Origin of the sequence: Streptomyces sp. NBC_00162 (assembly GCF_024611995.1) — a bacterium.
Taxonomy (GTDB): domain Bacteria; phylum Actinomycetota; class Actinomycetes; order Streptomycetales; family Streptomycetaceae; genus Streptomyces.
In genome coordinates this window covers 8,063,354-8,082,584 of sequence record NZ_CP102509.1, presented here as the reverse complement: position 1 = coordinate 8,082,584, position 19,231 = coordinate 8,063,354, and the positions used below count along the sequence as shown (strand labels likewise).

The following is a 19,231-nucleotide window of genomic DNA, read 5'->3' as shown; positions in this document are numbered from 1 at the left end:
CGGGCGTTCAGGAGGGCGGCGTTCAGGAGAGCGGGGTGTGATCGGCCGGTACGGCTTCCCCGGCAGCGACGGGCCCGGGTGCGGTGCCGTCGCCGAAGGGGCGGCCGCCCAGGACGGCGCGGCCGTGCGGAGCGAGCCAGCCAGCCAGTTCGGGGCCCACCGGCATGATCCCCGTGGGGTTGATCTCGGTGTGCACCAGGTAGTAGTGCCGCTTGATGTGGTCGAAGTCGACGGTGTCGCCGAAGCCGGGTGTCTGGAACAGGTCCCTGGCGTACGCCCAGAGCACCGGCATCTCGCTCAGCTTGTACCGGTTGCATTTGAAGTGGCCGTGATAGACGGCGTCGAAGCGTACGAGCGTGGTGAACAGCCGTACGTCCGCTTCGGTGATGGTGTCGCCGACGAGGTAACGGGCCCGTTCGAGCCGGGCGTGCAGCCAGTCGAGCCGGGCGAACAACCGCGCGTACGCGTCGGCGTACGCCTCCTGGCTGCCGGCGAACCCGGCTTCGTAGACGGCGTTGTTGACGTCCCGGTAGACCAGTTCGTTCACGGCGTCGATCTGCGGCCGGAGTGCGGGCGGATACAGTTCCGGAGCCCCTGGGCGATGGTACTGCGTCCACTCCAGCGACATGTCGACCGTGATCCGCGCGAAGTCGTTGGTCACCACCTTCCCGCTCGGGACGTCCACGATGGCCGGCACCGTGATGCCCCGGTCATAGCCGGGGTCGCGCGCGAGGTAGGCGTCCCGGAGCCGCTCGATGCCGAGCACCGGGTCACGCCCGCCGGGATCGAGGTCGAAGCTCCAGCTGCGCTCGTCGTGCACAGGCCCGGCGACGGCCATCGGAAGCGCCTCCTCCAGGCCGAGGAGCCGCCGTACGATCACCGCCCGGCTCGCCCACGGACAGGCTCGGCTGACCACCAGGCGGTAGCGGCCGGACTCCACCGGGTAGCCGTCGCGCGCGTCGGCGGTGATCCGGGTGGTGATGTACCGGCTGTCACGGGAGTACCCCTTGCCGGGGCTCACATGGTTCACCCCCGGCGCCTACCCGCTGTCGGCCGAGAGACCCATCCGGTGTTTCGTCCGGCGGGGGCCGGCGCTGCGGCCTCTCCCCGGACGGGGACCGGGACGGTCTGAGTCGGGCGCCCCGGTGCCCCGGCCGACGACGGGGTGCGGCAGGTGCGGACCCGTGCGCAACGGGCATGAGTAGTCGAGGTGCCCGGAATCCGCGTGCGACAACTGGTCAGACGACTGGGCGGATCCGGTCGCCGGTCTTCTCCCGGAGCGCGGTTTCCAGCCGGTCGCGGGCCTCGGTCTGGGCGGCGATCCGTTCGTTGAGGACCGCCAGCCGTTCCAGCGCGACCCGCAGGCCCCCGCCCGAGGGTGGTGCGGCAGCCACATCGCCGTCCAGGCACGGAAGGAACACCCGCACGTCGTCCAAGGTGAGCCCGGCGGCCAGCAAATGGCGGATGTTGCGGACCCGCACCAGCGCCTTTTCGTCGTAGATGCGGTAGCCGTTGCAGGCCCGCTCGGAGGAGATCAGCCCGGCCTGCTCGTAGTGCCGCAGCGCGCGAGCGGTCGTCCCAGTTGCCCTGGCCAGTTCACCGATCCGCACGGACCCCACCCCCGGGGCCACTTCTATCACGCGACGACGGCCCCGCCGTCGACGGGGAGTACCACTCCGGTGACGAACGATGCGGCTGGTGCGGCAAGCTGGGTGATCGCCCAGGCCACCTCCTCGGGGCGGCCGATCCGGGCCAGCGGGGTGTGCGCCAGCTGCCAGTCCCGCACTGCGGCCATCCGCTCCGGCGTCAGGCCCTGGTGCTCGCCGATGGGGGTGTCGATCGCGCCGGGGGCGACCGCCACCACCCGGACCCCACGGGGTGCCAGCTCGACCGCCCAGCTGCGGGTCAGCAGCTCCAGGGCGGTCTTGGTCGCCGCGTAGACCGAGCTGCCGGGCCAAGCCCGCTGCCCCACCGACGTACTGACGTTGACGATCACCCCGCCCGCCGTCTCCAGGGGCGGCAGCGCGGCCTGGGCCAGCAGGATGGGGGCGACGAGGTTGGTGGCGAGCTGAGCCGCGATCATCTCCGGGGTCAGTGTGCCGAGGGCGCCGCCGCGCACGATGCCGGCGTTGTTGACCAACACGTCCAGTCGGCCGTGTACCTCCAGCACGGCCTGGATGATCCGGCCGGGCTCGCCCTCGGCGGTGATGTCGGCGGCCAGCGGCGTGATCCGGTCGTGCCCGGACGCAGTCTCCTTGAGCGGCTCGGCCCGCCGCCCGATCGCGACTACGTGGTCGCCGTCGGCGGCAAAGGCGCGGGCGGTGGCCCGGCCGATTCCCGTGCCGGCTCCGGTGACGACGACGATCCTGCTGCTCTGCGATGCGGTGCTGTTCATGCCGGTGATCGTGCAACCCTGCCGCCAGTGGCAAGGTCAAGGTCAAGATCGCGTCGGCCACCGCCGCGCGCGCAGCCCGGCCACGACCGTGGTGATGCTCTTGGCCGTGGCGAAGAGCCGGAATGCCTGGTAAGCCGACGGCGCCTACGGGGTCTGCGTCGGGGTCAGCTTCGTGAGGACCAGCAGGGTGTCGACCAGGTCCTCGGCGGGGGCGCCCGTGGCCAGGCGGCGCAGTTGCTGTCCGAAGACCAGGGCGACAGCCGCGGCGGCCAGGCGTTCGGGGTCCGGTACGCCGAGTTGGGTCAGGATCCGGGTGGCCAGCAAGTCGTAGGCGGCGAAGCACTCGGCCGCGGCGGCACGCAGCCGTTCGTCGCGGCCGGCCTGGACGTACAGCTCGAAGGGCGCGATGTGGCGGCTGTCGAAGGCGTTGCCGCCCGCGACCTGCGCCACCACCTCGGCCGCCTGTCCGATGTCGAACTGCTCGTCGGAGCATGCGTCGGCGAGCGCGGTGAAGTGCCGCGTCTCCTCGGCCACGAAGTGCAGCAGGCTCTCGCGCAGCAGCTCGTGCTGGGTGGCGAAGTGGTAGGTGACGGAACCGAGGGAGACTCCGGCCTCCTTGGCGATCCGCCGGTTGGTGACGGCGGCGATGCCGTCCTGCCCGATGATCCGCAGCACGGCGTCGATGATGCTCTGGCGGGTGTCGGAAGCATGGGGCATGGCGGCATTCTGCACCATCGGCCGATACGTCCGCCCGGGCAGGGCCGGGGAGTTGGGGCGTCCGGGGTGTGGACAGGGCGCGGAGCGGTCCCTACTGTTCGTTCGAACGAACAATAGAGGGCCATTGCACGGGAGTTGTGGAGCTGTCATGGACATATCCGGATCGAACGTTCTGCTCACCGGGGCCACCGGAGGCATCGGCTCCGCCCTGGCCGCGCGCCTGACCGCGCAAGGGGCCCGCCTCACGGTCACCGGGCGGCGGGAGGAAGCCGTCAAGGCGATCGCGGACACCTGCAACGCCCGCACCGTGGTCGCCGACCTGGCCGTCCGGTCCGACGTCGTCCGCCTCGCCGAGACCTGCGCCGAGGCGGACGTCCTCGTCGCGAACGCCGCCCTGCCCGCCAGCGGCGACCTCCTGGACTACACCGAGGAGCAGCTCGACCGTGCCCTCGACGTCAACCTGCGCGCGCCCGTCCTGCTGTCCCGGCTGTTCGCGGCGCACATGGTGCCCCGCGGCCGCGGCCACATCGTGCTGGTCGGTTCCATCTCCGGCAAGGCGGCGACCAAGTCGACCTCCCTGTACAACGCGACGAAGTTCGGGCTGCGCGGATTCGCCCTCGCCCTGCGCCAGGAGCTCAGGGGCACGGGGGTGGGGGTGTCCCTGGTCCAGCCCGGCTTCGTCCGCGACGCCGGGATGTTCGCGGCCACCGGTGCCGCCACGCCGAACGGCATCAGGACCGTCACACCCGGCCAGGTCGCCGATGGCGTCGTACGCGCCGTCCGCCGCGACCGGTGCGAGGTCAACGTCGCACCACTGGAGCTGCGGCTGCTGAGCGCCATCGCCGGGCAGTTCCCCGGGTTCGCCGAGCGGGTCCAGGCCCGGGCGGACGTCGACGGCCCCGTGCGACAGATCGTCGAGGCCCAGCGCTCACGCCGTTAGGCCCGCCGACCCCGCGCCGGCGGTCCCACGCTGCCGGTTCCACGCCGACGGTCCCGCGCCGACGGGCGGGACCGCCGGTCGCCCCCGACTCCCCCGCCCTCGTGCGGATCCGACCGGGCCCGCCCGCACACAGACGCCCTCGCACCGGGACGTCCTCGCACCTGCACGCCTTCCACGCCACCTCACGTGAACGGAGAGCACTGCTGTGCCGAGTGAACACCTCCCGAATGACGCGCCCGACCCCGGCCCGGGTGTCGAGCGCAGGTCCCTGCTCCGGTTAGCGGCACTGCTGGCCGCGGGCGGAGCCGCCGCGCTCGTTCCCGCACCGATCGCGCACGCCGCGACCAGGGGCCAGGGGTCCGACGCGGTGACCACCACCTACCGGGGCCACTCCCCGTACGGCAATGACCAATGGGCGTACGTCGCCTTCGACGTCCCCGCCGGAGTGCAACGGATCTCCGTCTCCACCTCCCACGACGCCGCCGCCGGCATCCTGGACCTGGGCATCTTCGGCCCGTCCGGGTTCCGCGGCTGGTCGGGCGGCGAACGGTCCGGGTTCGCCCTCTCCGCGGCGGACGCCACTCCCGGCTACGTACCCGGGCCCGTCGAGCCCGGCAGCTGGTCCGTCATCCTGGGGCCGATGGTCGGCGCCACCGGCGGCATGGCCTGGCAGGTCGACGTCACCCTGCACCTCGGGGACCCGCTGCCCCGCACCCCGTACGACATCCTGCCGGCCTCGGTGGCGGGGCGCGGGCCCGGCTGGTACCGGGGCGACCTGCACCTGCACAGCGTGCACTCCGACGGGAAGCGCACGGTGGACGAGATCGTCGCCGCCGCCCGCCAGGAGGGGCTGCACTTCATCGCCACGTCCGACCACAACACCAGCTCCACCGGCGTGACATGGCACGGCAACATCCCGACCGACCTGCTGGTCATCAACGCCGAGGAGGTCACCACCCGCCACGGCCACTGGCTGGCCGTCGGCCTGCCGCAGGGCGAATGGGTGGACTGGCGCTACGGACCCGCGGACCAGGGGGTGTTCGACGGCCACGCCCGGCGCGTGCACAGTCTGGGCGGACTCACGATCGCCGCCCATCCGCTCACCCCGGCGCCGGGATCCTTCTGGGAGTTCGGCCTCGACCGCGTGGATGCGCTGGAGGTGTGGAACGGACCGTGGACCCTCGACGACGCGGCCAACATCGCCGCCTGGCACGTCATGCTCAGCCTCGGCAAGCGGGTCGCCGCCGTCGGCAACAGCGACGCCCACAGCCCTGCGGATGCCGTCGGCCGGCCCCACAACGTGGTGCGCGCCAGCAGCCTGTCGACACCCGCCGTGCTGGACGCGCTGCGCCTGGGCCGTTCGTACGCCGTCGAATCCGGGGCCGTGACCGTGGACTTCAATGCCCGCGCCGGCGGAGCGGTGGCGGGACCCGGTGAGGAACTGCCCCTGTCGTTCTTCGACGCCGTCGACGTGACCTTGGACGTGACGGGCGCCCCGGACAGCATCGCCACGCTGTACACCGAGTGGGGCATCATGGCCGCCACGTGCATCGACGGCAGTGGCAGGGGCAGCTGCGCTGGCGAGGCTGGGGCAAGGCGTCCATGTTCGCCCGGGCCGAGGTGCGCCGTCCCAAGCCCGCCTCCACCACGCTGGACCAGTTGGTCGCCATCACCAACCCGGTGTGGTTCTACTCCGCGCAACTGCCCCCGTACGACGTCGAGCGGCGCGCGCTCTTCCACACCGAGCGCCGCCCGGACGGGTCGTGGAGCAGCATGCGTCCGCTGCCGGGTGCCGCCGTCGCCGGATCCGGCTCCGGCTCCGGCTCGTTCGCGGGGTTCAGAGCGCCGTGGCCGGCATGGCGGACGGCTCGGTCGTGGTGCTGGGCATCGCGCCCGACAACGGTCTGTGGCTGACCGCCGTACGGGGTTCGGCCACGCTCCAGCCCTGGCAGCGCGTCGCGGGACCGGACGGCTCTGCCGTATTCACCGTCCGGGAGGCGGACATCGCGGCCTTCCCCGACGACACCTGCCAGATCGTGGTGACGGCCATGGACGGCACGGCCTTCCACCAGCAGCGCCGCGCCGACGGGGCGCTGCCCGGATTCCGGGCCCTGCCCGGCTTCACCGCGAAGAGCGGGTGGGGTGCGACGAAGGTGTCGATCACCGCCATGCCCGACGGGTCCGCCCAGCTGGTCAGTTACGGAACGGACGGTGCCATGTACCACTGCGTTCGCGGGCGTTCCGGTACGTGGACGGCCTGGGGGCGCCTGGCCGGCTACAACGGGGCCTCAACGTTCTCCGGCCCTGCCCTGGCGATCACCGGGATGCCCGACGGATCCTCCCAAGTCCTCGCGATCGGGCTCGACGGGATGGTGTACCACCAGCAGCGGCGGCCCGACGGCTCCTGGACCGGGTTCCGGCCCCCGCGGGGCGTCACCACCGCCACCATGGGGGCCAGTGCCATCGGCATCACGGGGACGCCCGACGGCTCCGCCCAGGTCGTGGCGGTCGGGCTCGACGGGCGGATCTGGCACAACGTCAGGAATCCGGACGGCTCCTGGACGCCGTTCGCACACATACCCGGCCCGAACGGGAGGGACCCCTTCCCCGCGGGGCAGGTCCGCATCACCGCCCTGCACGACGGCACCACGCACGTGACGGCCATCAGCGCCGGCTAGGGTCTGTTGCGAAAGCGGATCTTGTTCGTTCATGATCACGTCTCGTGGGACGTGGAGATCTGACGAACGGCCAGTGAGCTCGGCTTGAGCCGTTGCTGCCGCGGGGTATCAAGCCTGGTCGGCCGCAGGTGTGGACGCGGCGGCAGCTGATGGACGGCATACGGGGGCGGACGCGGACCGGTGCCCCGTGGCGTGACCTGCCGGAACGCTATGGTCCGTGGGACCGGGCCTATGACCTGTTCCGGCGCTGGCAGCGGGACGGGACCCGGGCCCGGATCATCACCCAGCTCCAGGCCGAGGCGGACGCGAAGGGTCTGATCACCTGGGACGCGAACGTTGATTCCACGGTCTGCCGAGCTCACCAGCGCGCCTCCGGGGCGGTGAAAAGGAGATCTCCAAATGGAGCCGCCCGGCGGGATCTTCGTCGAGCCGGTCGATCATGGGCTCGGCCGGTCCCGGGGCGGCCTGACCAGCAAAATCCACCTGGCAGTCGAGCAGGGGCAGAAGCCACTGTCGGTGGTGATCACGGCCGGTCAGCGAGGTGACTCCCCGCAGTTCGAGCCTGTCCTGGAAGCGATCAGGGTGCCGCGGCTGGGCCTGGGGCGGCCGCGCAAGCGACCGGACCGGGTGCGGGCCGACAAGGCATACGACTCCCGCAAGAACCGCGCCTACCTGCGTAGACGCGGTATCAAGACGACGATCCCAGTACCTGCGGACCGCGTCCGCAACCGGCGGAACCTGGCTCGCGAGGCGGTCGGCCGCCGAAGTTCGACAAGGCCGACTACAAGCAGCGGCACGCGGTCGAGTGCGGCATCAACCGGCTCAAGCGCCACCGCGCGGTCGCCACCGGATACGACAAGCTCGCCGTCCGCTACGAAGCGACCGTGCTTCGGAGGCGTGCATCCGAAGGCACGAGGTCTTTGGCTCAGCGGTTGTCCGGCCGGCGCAGTTCAGCGCCGAACGGGCAACGGAGCCGCGGCCGTGAGGTGCGCGGTGGTTCGGGTACGCGCACCATGACCTTGACACCGTCGTCGACGAAGGGTTCCGTCGTGCCCCGAGGATCCAGTCCCAAGCGCGAGCGTCAGTACGAGCACATCAAGGAGTCCGGGAAGCAGCGCGGCATGTCCGAGAGCCGCGCGACGGAGATGGCTTCTCGCACGGTGAACAAGGAACGCGCGCGGTCGGGAGAGAGCAAGACCGCCGGCCGCAGCTCCGCGCAGGGAAAGTCGACCTCTCAACGCGGTGGCGCGAAGTCCCATGGCGGCGGCACCTCGTCCGGGCGTACCAAGGACGAGCTCTACCAGGAAGCGAAGAAGCGCGGGATCGAGGGCCGCTCGAGCATGACCAAGCAGCAGCTCAAGAACGCCATCGGCCACTGATCTCGGGCAAGGTCCGCACGACGCTGCTACGCCGCTCTCCGTCCACCCCGGCAGGAGGACTCCTCTCATGGCCGTCCGCCATCAGTTGATTCGTCGTCCCCCGCACGCGGTGTGGGCGGTGCTCGCCGATCCGACCCGGTACGGGGAGTGGGTGGTGGGGCCGTCCGAGTCCGCACCCCTCGACGAGGCCTGGCCGGAGGTCGGTTCCCGGCTCCGCTACACGCTGCGGCTGGGTCCCTGGTCGACCTACGGTGTGACGACCGTCCGCCACCGGGAACCCGGCAGGGAGCTGGAGCTGGAGGCCTCGTTCGAGGCGCTGGGCACCGCGAGGATCTTCTTTCAGCTCCGGCCGTGGGGCGAGGAGACCCTGGTCGTCTGCGACGAGCATCCCCTGCGCGGCATCGGTGGTGCGCTCCACAACCCCGCGAGCGAAGCGCTGCTCCAGCTCCGGCACCGCGGCATGCTGGCCCGCCTGGCCCGGGTCGTGGAACAGAACCGCGCCGGGACCCTCCGTGCCTGACGCGGTGGTGATCGGCGCGGGCCCCAACGGGCTGGTGGCCGCGAACCTCCTGGTCGACGCCGGCTGGAGCGTGGAAGTTCTGGAGGCACAGCCGGAGCCCGGAGGCGCGGTCCGCAGCGACCGGGGCGTCCACCCCGACTACGTCTCGGATCTCTTCAGCGCCTTTTACCCGCTCGCCGCCGCCTCCCCGGTCCTCGCGCGTCTCGACCTCCCCGCCGAGGGCCTGCGGTGGAGCCACGCCCCGTCCGTACTGGCCCACCCCTGCGGGACGGCAGGTGCGCGGTGCTGGAGCGCCGCGTGGAGCAGACCGCGGCCGGACTGGCGGAATTCGCGGGAGCCGACGCGGACGCCTGGCGGGACATGTACGACGTGTGGAGCCGTGTCGGCCCGGGCCTGGTGCAGAGCCTGTTCACCCCGTTCCCCCCGGTCCGGGCCGGACTCCGCCTGGCAGCCAAGCTCCGTACCTCAGGCGGGCTGCGGCTGGCCCGGAACCTGGCCCTGCCGGTGCGCCGCCTGGGCGAGGAGGAGTTCAGGGGCGAGGGCGGGCGGCTCCTTCTGGCCGGCAACGCCCTGCACGCCGATCTGGCCCCGGAGGCTGTGGGCAGCGGAGCATTCGGCTGGCTGATGTCGATGCTCGGACAGAGCCACGGCTTCCCGGTCCCCGTCGGCGGGGCCGGCGCCCTGACCGCGGCACTCGTGAGCCGTCTCCAGCGCCGCGGAGGCGTCGTGCGCTGCGGAGAACGTGTCGTGTCCGTCGTCGTCCGGGGCGGCGCGGCAGTGGCGGTCCGGACGGCCGGAGGCGAGACCATCGGCGCGCGGCGCGCCGTGCTGGCGGACGTGTCCGCACCGTCCCTGTACCGCGGCCTCGTGGGTGAAGAACACCTTCCGTCCCGCCTCCTGAGGGACCTGGAACGCTTCCAGTGGGACTTTGCGACGTTCAAGGTCGACTGGGCACTTACCGGCCCGGTGCCGTGGTCTGCGCCGCAAGCCTCCGGGGCGGGGACGGTCCACGTGGCCGACGGCATGGACGGCATGACCCGGTTCGCCGCGCAGATCGCCATGGGACAGGTTCCCGACGAGCCGTTCGCCCTGTTCGGCCAGATGACCACGGCGGATCCCAGCCGCTCACCGGCCGGCACGGAATCGGCGTGGGCCTACACCCACCTCCCCCAGCACATTGCCTCCGACGCGGGACCCGATCACATCACCGGCCGCTGGGACGCCCGCGAACAAGAGGTCATGGCCGACCGCATCGAAGCACAAGTGGAACGGTTCGCACCCGGCTTCCGCAAGCTGATCGGCGCCCGCCGCATCCTGGCCCCCACCACCCTCCAGGCCATGAACGAGAATCTCCACAACGGAGCCATCAACAACGGCACCGCCGCCCTCCACCAGCAGGCGATCTTCCGTCCCACCCCCGGCACCGGCAGGCCCGAGACGCCCGTCAAGCGCCTCTACCTCGCCTCTGCGGCCGCCCACCCCGGCGGCGGCGTCCACGGTGCCCCAGGCGCGAACGCAGCTCGAGCCGCCCTGCGACCCCATGGACTCCACACCCTCCTCCACCGCGCCCAGCGCATCTGACAGACGCCCGAGAGGACCCGGAACAGCAGCACCCCCGCCCGTGACTCCTTGGGCAGACCGTTCGGGTGCTGTCGAGGCTCCGGCGGGATGGCGGCGCCATGCCGGGTAGGCGTTGTGCATGAACGCATACGCGCGCTACACCTCGCCGGAGACCAAGGAAACCTCGGCCCTGGAGACTGCCTCGGCATGGTGGCTGACGGCCCTCGACCGTATCGAACGCACGACGGCGGCCGACCCCGCGATCCGGATCCTCCAGCGGGGAATCCGCTCGCTCCCGTTGGGCGAGGCACGCGAGCTGCTGCGTGGCAGGCCGCTGGGCCATCCTCTGCATCCCGTTCTGGTGCAGGTGCCGATCGGCTGCTGGCTGTCGGCCGCGGTGCTGGACGTCGTACCGGGAGCGCAGCGCGCGGCCACCACCCTCACGGCCGTCGGCTTGGCCGGGGTCGCCCCGGCAGTGATCGCCGGCTGGGCGGACTGGGCCGACCTGCCGCCCGCGCAGGCGCGGGTCGGACTGGCCCACGCGGTCACGAACGTGGCTGCGGTGGCCTGCTACACCGCGTCCCTGACGGCACGGCTGCGCAGTCACTCGGCGAAGGGCAGGCTGTGGTCATGGGGCGGGCTGACGGCAGTCGCCGTGAGCGGTGCGCTCGGCGGGCACGTGGCCTATCGGCAGGCGGTCGGAGCGCTTCCCGCAACCTGAAGTCTCCCGCATCGACCGCAAACCCGGCACAGGACGGCAGTACGCAGCGCCGCATCCGCAGGAACCCTCACCGTCACTGCGCCGATGGCCGCGTCCCGGACTCCCAGGGCGCGGATGAGCAGTGCGGAGGAACCCTGCTGGGGCTGACCGCTGGGGGCGCCCGCAACCCGGGGCGGCAAGCGACCGCTACACCGGATGCGAGGGTGGCCACCCCCGCGGCCCTGGCCGCTTCGGTACGCATTCAGGTCATTCCGTTCGGTGAGTCGCAGCCACCGACCGGGACTGTGGGCAAGGCGAACTGCTTCTCGCCGTTCTCAGTGGTCCTCGCTGCCCGACCGCCGCCGGACGGCCGGGTCCGGGCGGGCCTGTTCCTCGCGGCCGATGCCCGGGCGCTGGCGCTTGGCCGCGTGGCCTCCAGCATCCGCCTCGCCGTCGCCCGAACGCCGGACGACGGCGTCGTCCGCCTGCTGGCGGGCCTCGCGGTCCCCGCTCTCGCCTACTGCCTCGGACGGGGTGGTACGCGGGTGACGCCGGGATTTCTCGTGAGCCGTCATCTTGGCCTCCTCCGGTGGTACTCGTCTCCAGCGACTACCCTGCCCCGCCCCATTCAGACGATTCATCCACCATCGTTCCCCCCGCAGGGGTGGGGCGCCCTGAACCCGCAGGGCCGCGGTGCAGGTGGCCGGCAGCAGAACGAGGGCTGTGGTGGTCCGGCGCGCGGCCCAACTCGATGAGCTCCTGCCACTGCCGGTCCGCGCGTTCCCGCACCGTCTCGTCCCGTCCGGCCCCGCCGGCACCCGGCACGACGAGTCCCTGAACCCGCTGGCGCCGCTCGTCAGCCTTCCCCGCTCGGAAGGACCTCCCTGATCTTGGCGATGGCGAAGCCCCACCCTTGGCTCACGGCCGGCTTCCCGGGCACGGCCACCTCCTCGGGGTTGGTCAGGACGTCCAGCAGGACCGGGCCCGGAGTCTCGAACGCCCTGCGCACGCTGTCGTGCAGATCAGCCGGGTCGGTGACGCGAATGCCGGTGAGGCCGAGTGCGGCGGCCACCGCGGCGAAGTCGGGGTTGTCGAGTTGCGTGCCGAACTCGGGCAGACCGGCCTGCTCCTGTTCGAGCTTGACCATGCCCAGGCGGCGGTTGTCGAAGACGACGAGCTTCACCGGCAGTTGGTAGGTTTTGATCGTCATGAGGTCGCCCAGCAGCATGCTCAGGCCGCCGTCACCGCAGAAGGCGACGATCTGGCGGTCGGGTGCCCAGAGTTGTGCTCCGAGGGCCTGGGGCATGGCGTTGGCCATCGAGCCGAGGTTGTACGAGCCGATCAGGCGCCGGCTGCCGCGCATGGTGACGAAACGGGAGAGCCAGACGGTCGCCATGCCGGTGTCGGAGGTGAAGACGGCGTCCTCGGCTGCGTACGTGTCCACTGCGGCGGCCAGTGCTTCGGGGCGGATCTCGTGGTCCCTGTTGTCCAGGGCCGCCCGCAGCTTGCCGGTCCAGCGGCGTTCGTGATTCGGGTCGGCCAAGCGCTGCTGTCCTTCCTGCCAGTGCGCGAACCGTTCCCGCGCATCCTTCAGGTGGGCCCGGTCGGGTGCCTCCTTCAGGAGCGGCAGCAGGGCCCGCAGCGTTGCCCCCACGTCCCCGGCCAAACCCACGTCCAGGGGCACCCGGCGGCCCAGGTGCTCCTCGCGGGTGTCGATCTGGACGACCTTGCAGTCCTTCGGATACCAGTCGCGGTAGGGGAAGTCGGTGCCCAGCATGAGAAGCGCGTCGCCGTGGTCGAGCGCGTGGGCGGCCGCAGGGTTGCCGATCAGACCGGTCTGGCCCACCTGGAAGGCGTTGTCGTCCTCGAAGCCCTCCTTCGCCTTGAGAGTGAGCACCATGGGTGCGGCGAGCAGCTCTGCGGTACGGAGTACTTCGGCGCGGGCCTCGCGGGCTCCGTGGCCCACGAGCAGGGTGACGCGGGAGGCGGAGTTCAGGAGTTCGGCGGCCTCGGCGACGGCCGGATCGTCCGGGCGCGTGACGGCGCGGTCGAGGGCGAACCGCGTGGGACGGTCGTCGCTCAGCTCTTGATCGCCCAAGTCGCCGGGCACGGTCAGGACGGCCACTCCGCCCTGGCCGACAGCAGCGCGTACGGCGGACTCCAGCATTCGCGGCATCTGCTCCGGGGAGGTGACGGTTGCGCGGTAGACGGCCACGTCGCGGAAGAGCAGGTCGTTGTCGACTTCCTGGAAGTAGTCGCTGCCGATCTCGGCGAGGGGCACCTGACCGCAGATGGCGAGGATGGGGGCGCGGCTCTTGGCTGCGTCGTAAAGCCCGTTGAGGAGGTGGACGGAGCCCGGTCCGACCGTGCCCATGCACACGCCGAGGGTGCCTGAGAGCTGCGACTGCGCTCCGGCCGCGAAGGCCGCAGCCTCCTCGTGGCGACAGCCGACCCAGTCCAGGTCGTCCGTGGTGCGGATCGCATCGGTCAGTGGGTTCAAGGCGTCTCCGACGACTCCGAAGACGTGCTGGACGCCGAGTTCCTTGAGTGCGCCGACGATGACGTGGGCGACGGTGCGTGCCACAGGAGTACCCCTCGGTCCGGTGCGGCTCCCTCGGTGCGGGTGCCGGGTTCAGTGGGTGAAGCGGTCCGGGTCGGCCGCTTGCCAGTCGGATGCCCAGTCGGCGGGCGCCGATGCGAGCAGCTGTCCCGGGGTGAGCCACGTGTGGAGTTCGGCATAGGAACGGACGGTGTGCGGGTCCACCCGTTGGAGAAGCATGTGGGGTCGCAACCCGCGCGCGTCGTCGACCCCCATCGAGGCCATGATCTGGAGGGCGCTCTCGACCGTGGCCTGCTGGTAGCGCCGTACGCGCTGCGACTTGTCCGCGATGTCGACGGCGCGGGCGCGCCGCTCGTCCTGGGTGGCCACCCCGACCGGACAGGTGTTGGTGTGGCAACGCTGGGCCTGGATGCAGCCGATCGCGAACATCATGGCGCGGGCGGCGTTGGTGTAGTCGGCTCCCTGGAGCAGGCGTTTGACGAGGTCGCTGCCGGTGGCGACCTTGCCGCTGGCCCCGATCCGGATCCGTTCGCGCAGCCCGCTGCCCAAGAGGGCGTTGTGCACGACCATCAGCCCCTCGCCGAGCGGCAGGCCGACGTGGTCCGCGAACTCCATCGGCGCCGCGCCCGTACCGCCCTCCGCGCCGTCGACGACGATGAAGTCCGGTGTGCTGCCCTCCTCCAGCATGGCCTTGCACACGGCGAGGAACTCACGGCGCGATCCGACGCACAGCTTGAACCCGACGGGCTTCCCGTCGGTGAGCTCGCGCATCCGTGCCAGGAAGCGCACGAGCTCGCGCGGTGTGGAGTACACGCGGTGGAAAGGCGGCGAGATCACGGTCTGCCCCTGCGGGACCCCGCGGACCTTCGCTATCTCCGCGTTCACCTTGGCACCCGGCAGGACGCCTCCGATGCCGGGTTTGGCGCCCTGGCTGATCTTCAGCGACACGCACTTCACGTGCTCGTGGGCCGCTTTCTCGGCGAACTGCCGCTCGTCGAAGTCACCGTCGTCCGTCCTGCAGCCGAAGTATCCGGTGCCGATCTCCCACACAAGGTCCCCGCCCGGGCGCAGGTGGTACTCCGACAGGCCGCCCTCGCCGGTGTCATGGGCGAAGCCGCCCAGCTCCGCGCCGGCGTTGAGGGCGACCACGGCATTGGCCGACAGCGAGCCGAAGCTCATCGCCGAGACGTTGAGCAGAGCCATGTCGTAGGGCCGGGTGCAGTCGGGTCCGCCGATGCGGACCCGGGGAGGGACGATGCTCACCGGTCGGGGGGCCATGGACGGGACGAGGTACTCGCTGCCGGCCCGGTAGAGGTCGAGCTCGGTGCCGAACGGCTCCTCCGCGTCGGTGCCCTTGGCGCGTTCGTAGACGATGCTGCGGGTGTCACGGTCGAAGGGGCGGCCATCGAAGTTCCGCTCGATGAAGTACTGCTGGAGCTCCGGCCGCAGCGCCTCCAGCGCGAAGCGCAGGTGTCCGAGCAGCGGGTAGTTCCGCAGAACGGAATGCCGTCGTTGCACGAGGTCGTGGACGGCGACCAGCGCGAGGAGAAGCAGGGGGCGGCCGCAGCCGACCACCAGGGCGAGACCAGGACGGCGGCGGCGACAGCGCCCACCGTGAGCGAGCCGAGGACAGCTACCACGAGTAATTTCAGCACATCGCGCTTGTGTCCCGAAGTCCGGCCGCCATTCGGCCGTCCCTCTTTTCATTCTCGGCCTGAACTCCTCCGGCCGGCCCGCCCTCGACGCTTCATTCATTAGGGGTACGTACCGGCGCTGGTCCACATGCCCCCGACATTCGGGTTTCACCCGGGCCCTCTACCAGCGGTACCAGCGGCCGCTTCCGCTCTTGGGGCGGGCGACGAAACCGATCAGCCACAGCACCAGCACGAAGATTGCGACCCACCACAGGACCTTCAGCGCAAAACCCGCACCGAAGAGAATCAGGACCAGCAGTAGAACGAGAAGCAAGGGAACCATGATTATCAACCTCCGAAAGCCCTTGTGCCCCGACCCTGCCCGCCCACACGCCCGAATTCACACATCGCTGGAACTCTGTATACGCGCTCAGGGATTCCGCAGGGCGGGCAGCAGTTCGGCCTCGGCGACATCCTCGGGCCGGGTGTACCGCACCCCTTACTCCAGTGCCACCGTCACCCGTTCATGGTGATGCCCAATGATCGGATGAGCTGGGCCAGTTCGGCGCGAAAGAGTATGTCCGGGCTGGAGGTCTGGGTCTGCAGGTGGCCGTAGATTTCCAGTGACACCACGCCGTGCAGGTGGCCCCAGATGCGCAGGGCGAGGGCCACGGCAGCCGGGGGCAGGTCGGGGAACGCCGGGCGGACCTTTTCGAGGAGGCCGGCGTCGAAATCAGCCCATCCGAAGTCGCTGTCGGCGTGGAGGTGTTCGGGGTGCGGCCAGGCGGCGGCCGCCAGGGCGGTGATGCCGGTACATACGCGGTGCGCCGCGTCCGGGGCGGCGCCCCACGCGGCGTCCACGGTGTCGGCCAGCGAGGTGTACACGTTGTTGATCAGCGTGGTGACGAGGTCGTCGCGGGGATCGGGCCCTCCGGAGGCCGATGGCTTCGAACACACAGACGGCGGTCTACCGGACCCCGGGCCGGGATCCCAGCAACGGCAGGCCGCGCTACCGACGGCGCGCTCGGCCATTCGGCTTGAAGTTGCCTGTGAGCGGACAGGCGGCGAGACGTCGAGGCGCCCCCTCCCTACCTTCGAGGGTGTTCCTTACCCACTCGAAAAAGGTGGATTCGTGCGATCTGTGCGTTCTCTCGTCACCATCCTCGCTGCCGGCGTCGTCATCCTCGGCGGTGCGTCCGCCGCCAGCGCCGACGTGAATGTCAACTTCCAGCCTGAGCCCTCGTACACGTTCGTCTTCGGCGACTGGCTCCAGTTCGCGGCCGACGACGTGTTCAACGCAGGCCACGACAACACGGTCGGCTCCAACAACTGACAGTGGCGCCCCGCAACGCCCTTTGCCGTCCGGCAAGGGGCGTTGCTCTGCGCTGCTTCCCCGGCCCCGGGAACGAGCAACGAAAGGGAGACATGATGCCGCTCTACCTATCGAGGTTCAGCTACACACCGGAGACTTGGGCGAGGCTGATCGTCCGCCCCGAGGACCGCACGAAGGCCGCTCAGGCGTACATCGAGTCCGTCGGCGGGAAGCTCCACGGCTTCTGGTACGCCTTCGGCACGCACGACGGCTACAACCTGTGGGAGGCCCCCGACAACGTGTCCATGGCCGCGGTGGCGCTGGCGATCAGTGGAGGCGGCGCGCTTGGCTCGTTCGAGACGACGGTTCTCCTGACCGTCGATGAAACCATGGATGCCCTGCGCAAGGCCGAGCGAGTCCAGTACCGGGCGCCGGGCGCGTAGCGGTCCAGACCGATGAGTTCCTCCCTGATCGACGTCCTCGTGCGCCACCGCGAGGGCGTCGCACTTCGGTGCCCGCCTGCAGAGACCCGCGCCGTGTCCGAGGCCGCCGCCACCGCAATGGCGTCCTGCTCGCGCAGCGCCTGGTAGCCGTACGCGGGAGCCGCACCGACGGCACGGCCGTACCCCTGCTCGCCGCCAGAGAGGCCGGCCCGGTGAGCTTAATTCGTTCACGCGTTCGAAATCTGGCAAGATGCGGGAATGGCGATGGAACGTGAGGTCTCTTCGGTGTTCGGCGCACGTGATCCTGAGCCTTGGTCACTCAAGCCGGGAATCCCCGCTGACCTGCTGAGAGCGAAGAGGCTGGCGTATGACCCGAGTGGGTTCACGTGCTCACAGCCGATGCCCGAAGCGGAGAGCGCCGAGTACGGGGCATGCGAGTTCACGTTGGACGGCCTCTCGGTCAGGTTCCGCGCAGCCAAGACGACCCCGACGAAGCTCGGCCAGTTCGTCACGGTGTGGAAGAGGTCGGCAAGCGGGCCGATCCAGCCCTTCGATGCCGAGGATCCCGTTGATTTGTTCGTCATCAGTACCTGCGAGGACGAACAGTTCGGGCAGTTCGTGTTCCCGCGAGACGTGCTCCGCGAACGGGACATCGTATCGACGAACGGCTCCGGCGGGAAACGGGCATTCCGCGTCTATCCACCGTGGGTGACCACCACCAACCGCCAAGCCCGAAGCACCCAGACCTGGCAGGTGGAACACTGGCTCCAGCTGCCCGAAGACGAGCCCGTCGACATCCCCCGCGCCCACGCGCTCTATCACCCCCGTGGGCAGCGATGACGTTGCTTGACCGCAAACAGGTGCCTCATCTGGGCAATCGCGGGCTGAGGCACGTAGCCGCGGCGAACGCGCGGCACGGGCCGCGCACCGCGATGATGTTCAGTCGCCAAGAGCGAGGTGCACGCCGAAGCCCGCGATGACCGTGCCGCTGATCCGGTCGAGGATCCGGCGTACCGAGGGGCGCCGAAGGCTGCCGCGGAGCACCTGGGCGAATGCAATCAGCACGCCCGACCAGAGCAAGCCCAGCAGGATGTGCACGCCGGCCAGCAGGGTCCCGGTCGTCAGGTGCGGGGCGCCGACCGGAATGAATTGCGGCAGGACAGCCATGTAGAAGGCACCCACCTTGGGGTTGAGCAGGTTCGTCAGAGCACCCCGGCGCCAGCCGCTCCCGAAGCCGCCGTCGGCATCCGGTTCGCGCGCGTCCTCGGCCCGGGTGAGATCCGCCCGAGCCCGCCGGCGCAGGGTCGCCACCACGATCCGGCTTCCCACCCAGACCAGATACACGGCCCCTGCCCAACGGAGTATCGCGTAGGCGAGGTGGGAGGCGGTCAGTACTGCGGTGATGCCGAGCGAACTGAGCACTCCCCAGGCGAGGGTGCCGGTCTGGATTCCGAGGACGACGCCCCAGGCGCAACTGTTGTGACCCAGTGCGGCGGTGCGCAGTACGAGGGCGGTGTCGAGGCCGGGCGTGAGGGTGAGGAGTCCCACGATCAGCGCGAAGGACCCCAGAGCGGAGGCAGTGATCATGAGTGACCACTGTAACGCCCGCATGACCAACTTCCCATTTCCTGCCCGAAATCGGGCAGGAAGGCTCTTGTAACGTCTACTGAATGACGTACACCATAGGAACGGTCGAGCGCATATGGCGTTATCCGATCAAGTCGACGGGAGGCGAACAACTGCAGCAAGCGGATGTCGACTCCCGCGGCCTGGTCGGCGACCGCCTCTTCGCGGTGCGCGACAGCAAGGGCAAGTTCGGCTCGGGCAAGAACACCCGAAGATTCCGCCGGATGCCCGGCCTGCTGCAGTTGCGCTCCCGCTACCCGGACGGGATGGAGCAGCCCGAACTGCTGGATCCGCACGGCGTGACCCTTGCGGATCCAACTGCCTACCTTCGCCGATACCTTGGCCGACAGGACGTCGAACTGACCCGCGAGCAAGAGGTCTCGCACTTCGACCAGCTTCCCCTCAGCATCCTGACCACAGCCACCCTCGACTGGGTGCGCGCGGCCGTTCCCGGTGTTCCGGTCGACGAACGGCGCTTCCGGCCGAATCTCCTGGTTCGGACCCCACCGGGTACCCGTCCCTTCGTCGAGGACGAGTGGTTCGGATGCAAGGCGTGCATCGGGACTGCCCTTTGTGTGGAGTTCGTGCGCTCCAGCGAGCGGTGTGTCATGACCAATGAGGCCCAGCAGGACCTGCCTCATTCCCCGCTGGTTCTGCGAGTCATCGCGAAGGCTCATCACGCCCGGCTGGATGCCCTGGCCACGGTGGTGGTGCCCGGCACGGTACGTTCCGGGGACGCCGTCGCTCTCATCTGACGAGGGCCACCG

At 70.4% G+C, this 19,231-nt stretch carries 19 protein-coding genes and 4 pseudogenes; 13 read left to right on the top strand and 10 right to left on the bottom strand.

Going from position 1 to position 19,231, the window contains the following annotated elements; translation table 11 throughout:
* Positions 1–22: 22 nt before the first annotated feature.
* From JIW86_RS37245 to JIW86_RS37230, 4 genes are all read right to left on the bottom strand, one after another.
* Positions 23–1,021 (bottom strand): glutathione S-transferase family protein, encoded by a 999-nt coding sequence (locus tag JIW86_RS37245; protein ID WP_416237702.1) that lies wholly within the window; start codon positions 1,019–1,021, stop codon positions 23–25.
* Between the two features lie 217 nt (positions 1,022–1,238).
* The gene (locus JIW86_RS37240) at positions 1,239–1,610 is read right to left on the bottom strand and encodes a MerR family transcriptional regulator (RefSeq protein WP_215140421.1); all 372 of its coding nucleotides are present in this window, start codon (positions 1,608–1,610) and stop codon (positions 1,239–1,241) included.
* Positions 1,611–1,636: 26 nt separating this feature from the next.
* Positions 1,637–2,395, bottom strand: coding sequence for an SDR family NAD(P)-dependent oxidoreductase (locus JIW86_RS37235; protein WP_257558735.1), 759 nt, complete (start codon positions 2,393–2,395; stop codon positions 1,637–1,639).
* A 144-nt stretch (positions 2,396–2,539) separates the two neighbouring features.
* Positions 2,540–3,112 (bottom strand): TetR/AcrR family transcriptional regulator, encoded by a 573-nt coding sequence (locus JIW86_RS37230; protein WP_215140423.1) that lies wholly within the window; start codon positions 3,110–3,112, stop codon positions 2,540–2,542.
* Between the two features lie 148 nt (positions 3,113–3,260).
* Between JIW86_RS37230 and JIW86_RS37225 the strand changes: the two genes are divergently transcribed.
* From JIW86_RS37225 to JIW86_RS37190, 9 genes and pseudogenes are all read left to right on the top strand, one after another.
* Positions 3,261–4,052: an SDR family NAD(P)-dependent oxidoreductase gene (locus JIW86_RS37225; RefSeq protein ID WP_257558734.1), complete on the top strand. Its 792-nt coding sequence runs from the start codon at positions 3,261–3,263 to the stop codon at positions 4,050–4,052.
* Between the two features lie 640 nt (positions 4,053–4,692).
* Positions 4,693–5,562, top strand: a pseudogene (locus JIW86_RS42235) (CehA/McbA family metallohydrolase); the annotation flags it as partial.
* A gap of 35 nt (positions 5,563–5,597) precedes the next feature.
* Complete coding sequence (locus JIW86_RS37220) at positions 5,598–5,966, top strand: hypothetical protein (protein ID WP_257558733.1); 369 nt, start codon at positions 5,598–5,600, stop codon at positions 5,964–5,966.
* Positions 5,900–6,730, top strand: coding sequence for a hypothetical protein (locus JIW86_RS37215; protein WP_257558732.1), 831 nt, complete (start codon positions 5,900–5,902; stop codon positions 6,728–6,730). Before JIW86_RS37220 ends, JIW86_RS37215 begins: the two co-directional genes overlap by 67 nt.
* Before the next feature lie 44 nt (positions 6,731–6,774).
* Positions 6,775–7,617 (top strand): annotated as a pseudogene (locus JIW86_RS37210) (IS5 family transposase); the annotation flags it as partial.
* A 162-nt stretch (positions 7,618–7,779) separates the two neighbouring features.
* On the top strand, positions 7,780–8,109 hold the full coding sequence (locus tag JIW86_RS37205) for a Rho termination factor N-terminal domain-containing protein (protein WP_257559591.1): 330 nt from the start codon (positions 7,780–7,782) through the stop codon (positions 8,107–8,109).
* Between the two features lie 67 nt (positions 8,110–8,176).
* The gene (locus tag JIW86_RS37200) at positions 8,177–8,629 is read left to right on the top strand and encodes an SRPBCC family protein (protein ID WP_257558731.1); all 453 of its coding nucleotides are present in this window, start codon (positions 8,177–8,179) and stop codon (positions 8,627–8,629) included.
* Positions 8,622–10,210 (top strand): annotated as a pseudogene (locus JIW86_RS37195) (phytoene desaturase family protein). Before JIW86_RS37200 ends, JIW86_RS37195 begins: the two are co-directional and overlap by 8 nt.
* 118 nt (positions 10,211–10,328) lie before the next feature.
* Positions 10,329–10,910: a DUF2231 domain-containing protein gene (locus JIW86_RS37190; RefSeq protein WP_257558730.1), complete on the top strand. Its 582-nt coding sequence runs from the start codon at positions 10,329–10,331 to the stop codon at positions 10,908–10,910.
* A gap of 314 nt (positions 10,911–11,224) precedes the next feature.
* Here the strand turns inward: JIW86_RS37190 and JIW86_RS37185 are convergent, their stop codons facing one another.
* The 5 genes and pseudogenes from JIW86_RS37185 to JIW86_RS37165 form a co-directional block, all read right to left on the bottom strand.
* The gene (locus JIW86_RS37185; protein ID WP_257558729.1) at positions 11,225–11,464 is read right to left on the bottom strand and encodes a hypothetical protein; all 240 of its coding nucleotides are present in this window, start codon (positions 11,462–11,464) and stop codon (positions 11,225–11,227) included.
* Positions 11,465–11,745: 281 nt separating this feature from the next.
* Positions 11,746–13,473, bottom strand: coding sequence for a thiamine pyrophosphate-dependent enzyme (locus JIW86_RS37180; RefSeq protein ID WP_257558728.1), 1,728 nt, complete (start codon positions 13,471–13,473; stop codon positions 11,746–11,748).
* 48 nt (positions 13,474–13,521) lie between these two features.
* Positions 13,522–15,104, bottom strand: a pseudogene (locus JIW86_RS37175) (FMN-binding glutamate synthase family protein).
* Between the two features lie 160 nt (positions 15,105–15,264).
* Entirely contained in the window at positions 15,265–15,426 is a 162-nt protein-coding gene (locus JIW86_RS37170) for a hydrophobic protein (protein ID WP_257558727.1), read from the bottom strand.
* A gap of 173 nt (positions 15,427–15,599) precedes the next feature.
* Entirely contained in the window at positions 15,600–16,040 is a 441-nt protein-coding gene (locus JIW86_RS37165; protein WP_257558726.1) for a TetR-like C-terminal domain-containing protein, read from the bottom strand.
* A gap of 175 nt (positions 16,041–16,215) precedes the next feature.
* Here JIW86_RS37165 and JIW86_RS37160 point away from each other — a divergent pair, with 175 nt between their 5' ends.
* The 3 genes from JIW86_RS37160 to JIW86_RS37150 all read left to right on the top strand — a co-directional run bounded on the left by JIW86_RS37160 (position 16,216) and on the right by JIW86_RS37150 (position 17,678).
* Positions 16,216–16,416, top strand: a complete 201-nt coding sequence (locus tag JIW86_RS37160; RefSeq protein ID WP_215140426.1) for a hypothetical protein — start codon at positions 16,216–16,218, stop codon at positions 16,414–16,416.
* Positions 16,417–16,511: 95 nt separating this feature from the next.
* Positions 16,512–16,838 (top strand): GYD domain-containing protein, encoded by a 327-nt coding sequence (locus JIW86_RS37155; RefSeq protein ID WP_322975627.1) that lies wholly within the window; start codon positions 16,512–16,514, stop codon positions 16,836–16,838.
* A 264-nt stretch (positions 16,839–17,102) separates the two neighbouring features.
* Positions 17,103–17,678, top strand: coding sequence for a MepB family protein (locus tag JIW86_RS37150; RefSeq protein WP_257559590.1), 576 nt, complete (start codon positions 17,103–17,105; stop codon positions 17,676–17,678).
* 99 nt (positions 17,679–17,777) lie between these two features.
* On the opposite strand, the gene JIW86_RS37145 is transcribed toward JIW86_RS37150, so the two are convergent.
* A complete protein-coding gene (locus JIW86_RS37145) occupies positions 17,778–18,425 on the bottom strand; it encodes a LysE family translocator (protein ID WP_257558724.1) in 648 nt (215 codons plus the stop codon).
* 83 nt (positions 18,426–18,508) lie between these two features.
* On the opposite strand from JIW86_RS37145, the gene JIW86_RS37140 reads away from it, so the two are divergent.
* Positions 18,509–19,219 (top strand): MOSC domain-containing protein, encoded by a 711-nt coding sequence (locus tag JIW86_RS37140; RefSeq protein ID WP_257558723.1) that lies wholly within the window; start codon positions 18,509–18,511, stop codon positions 19,217–19,219.
* Positions 19,220–19,231 lie beyond the last annotated feature (12 nt).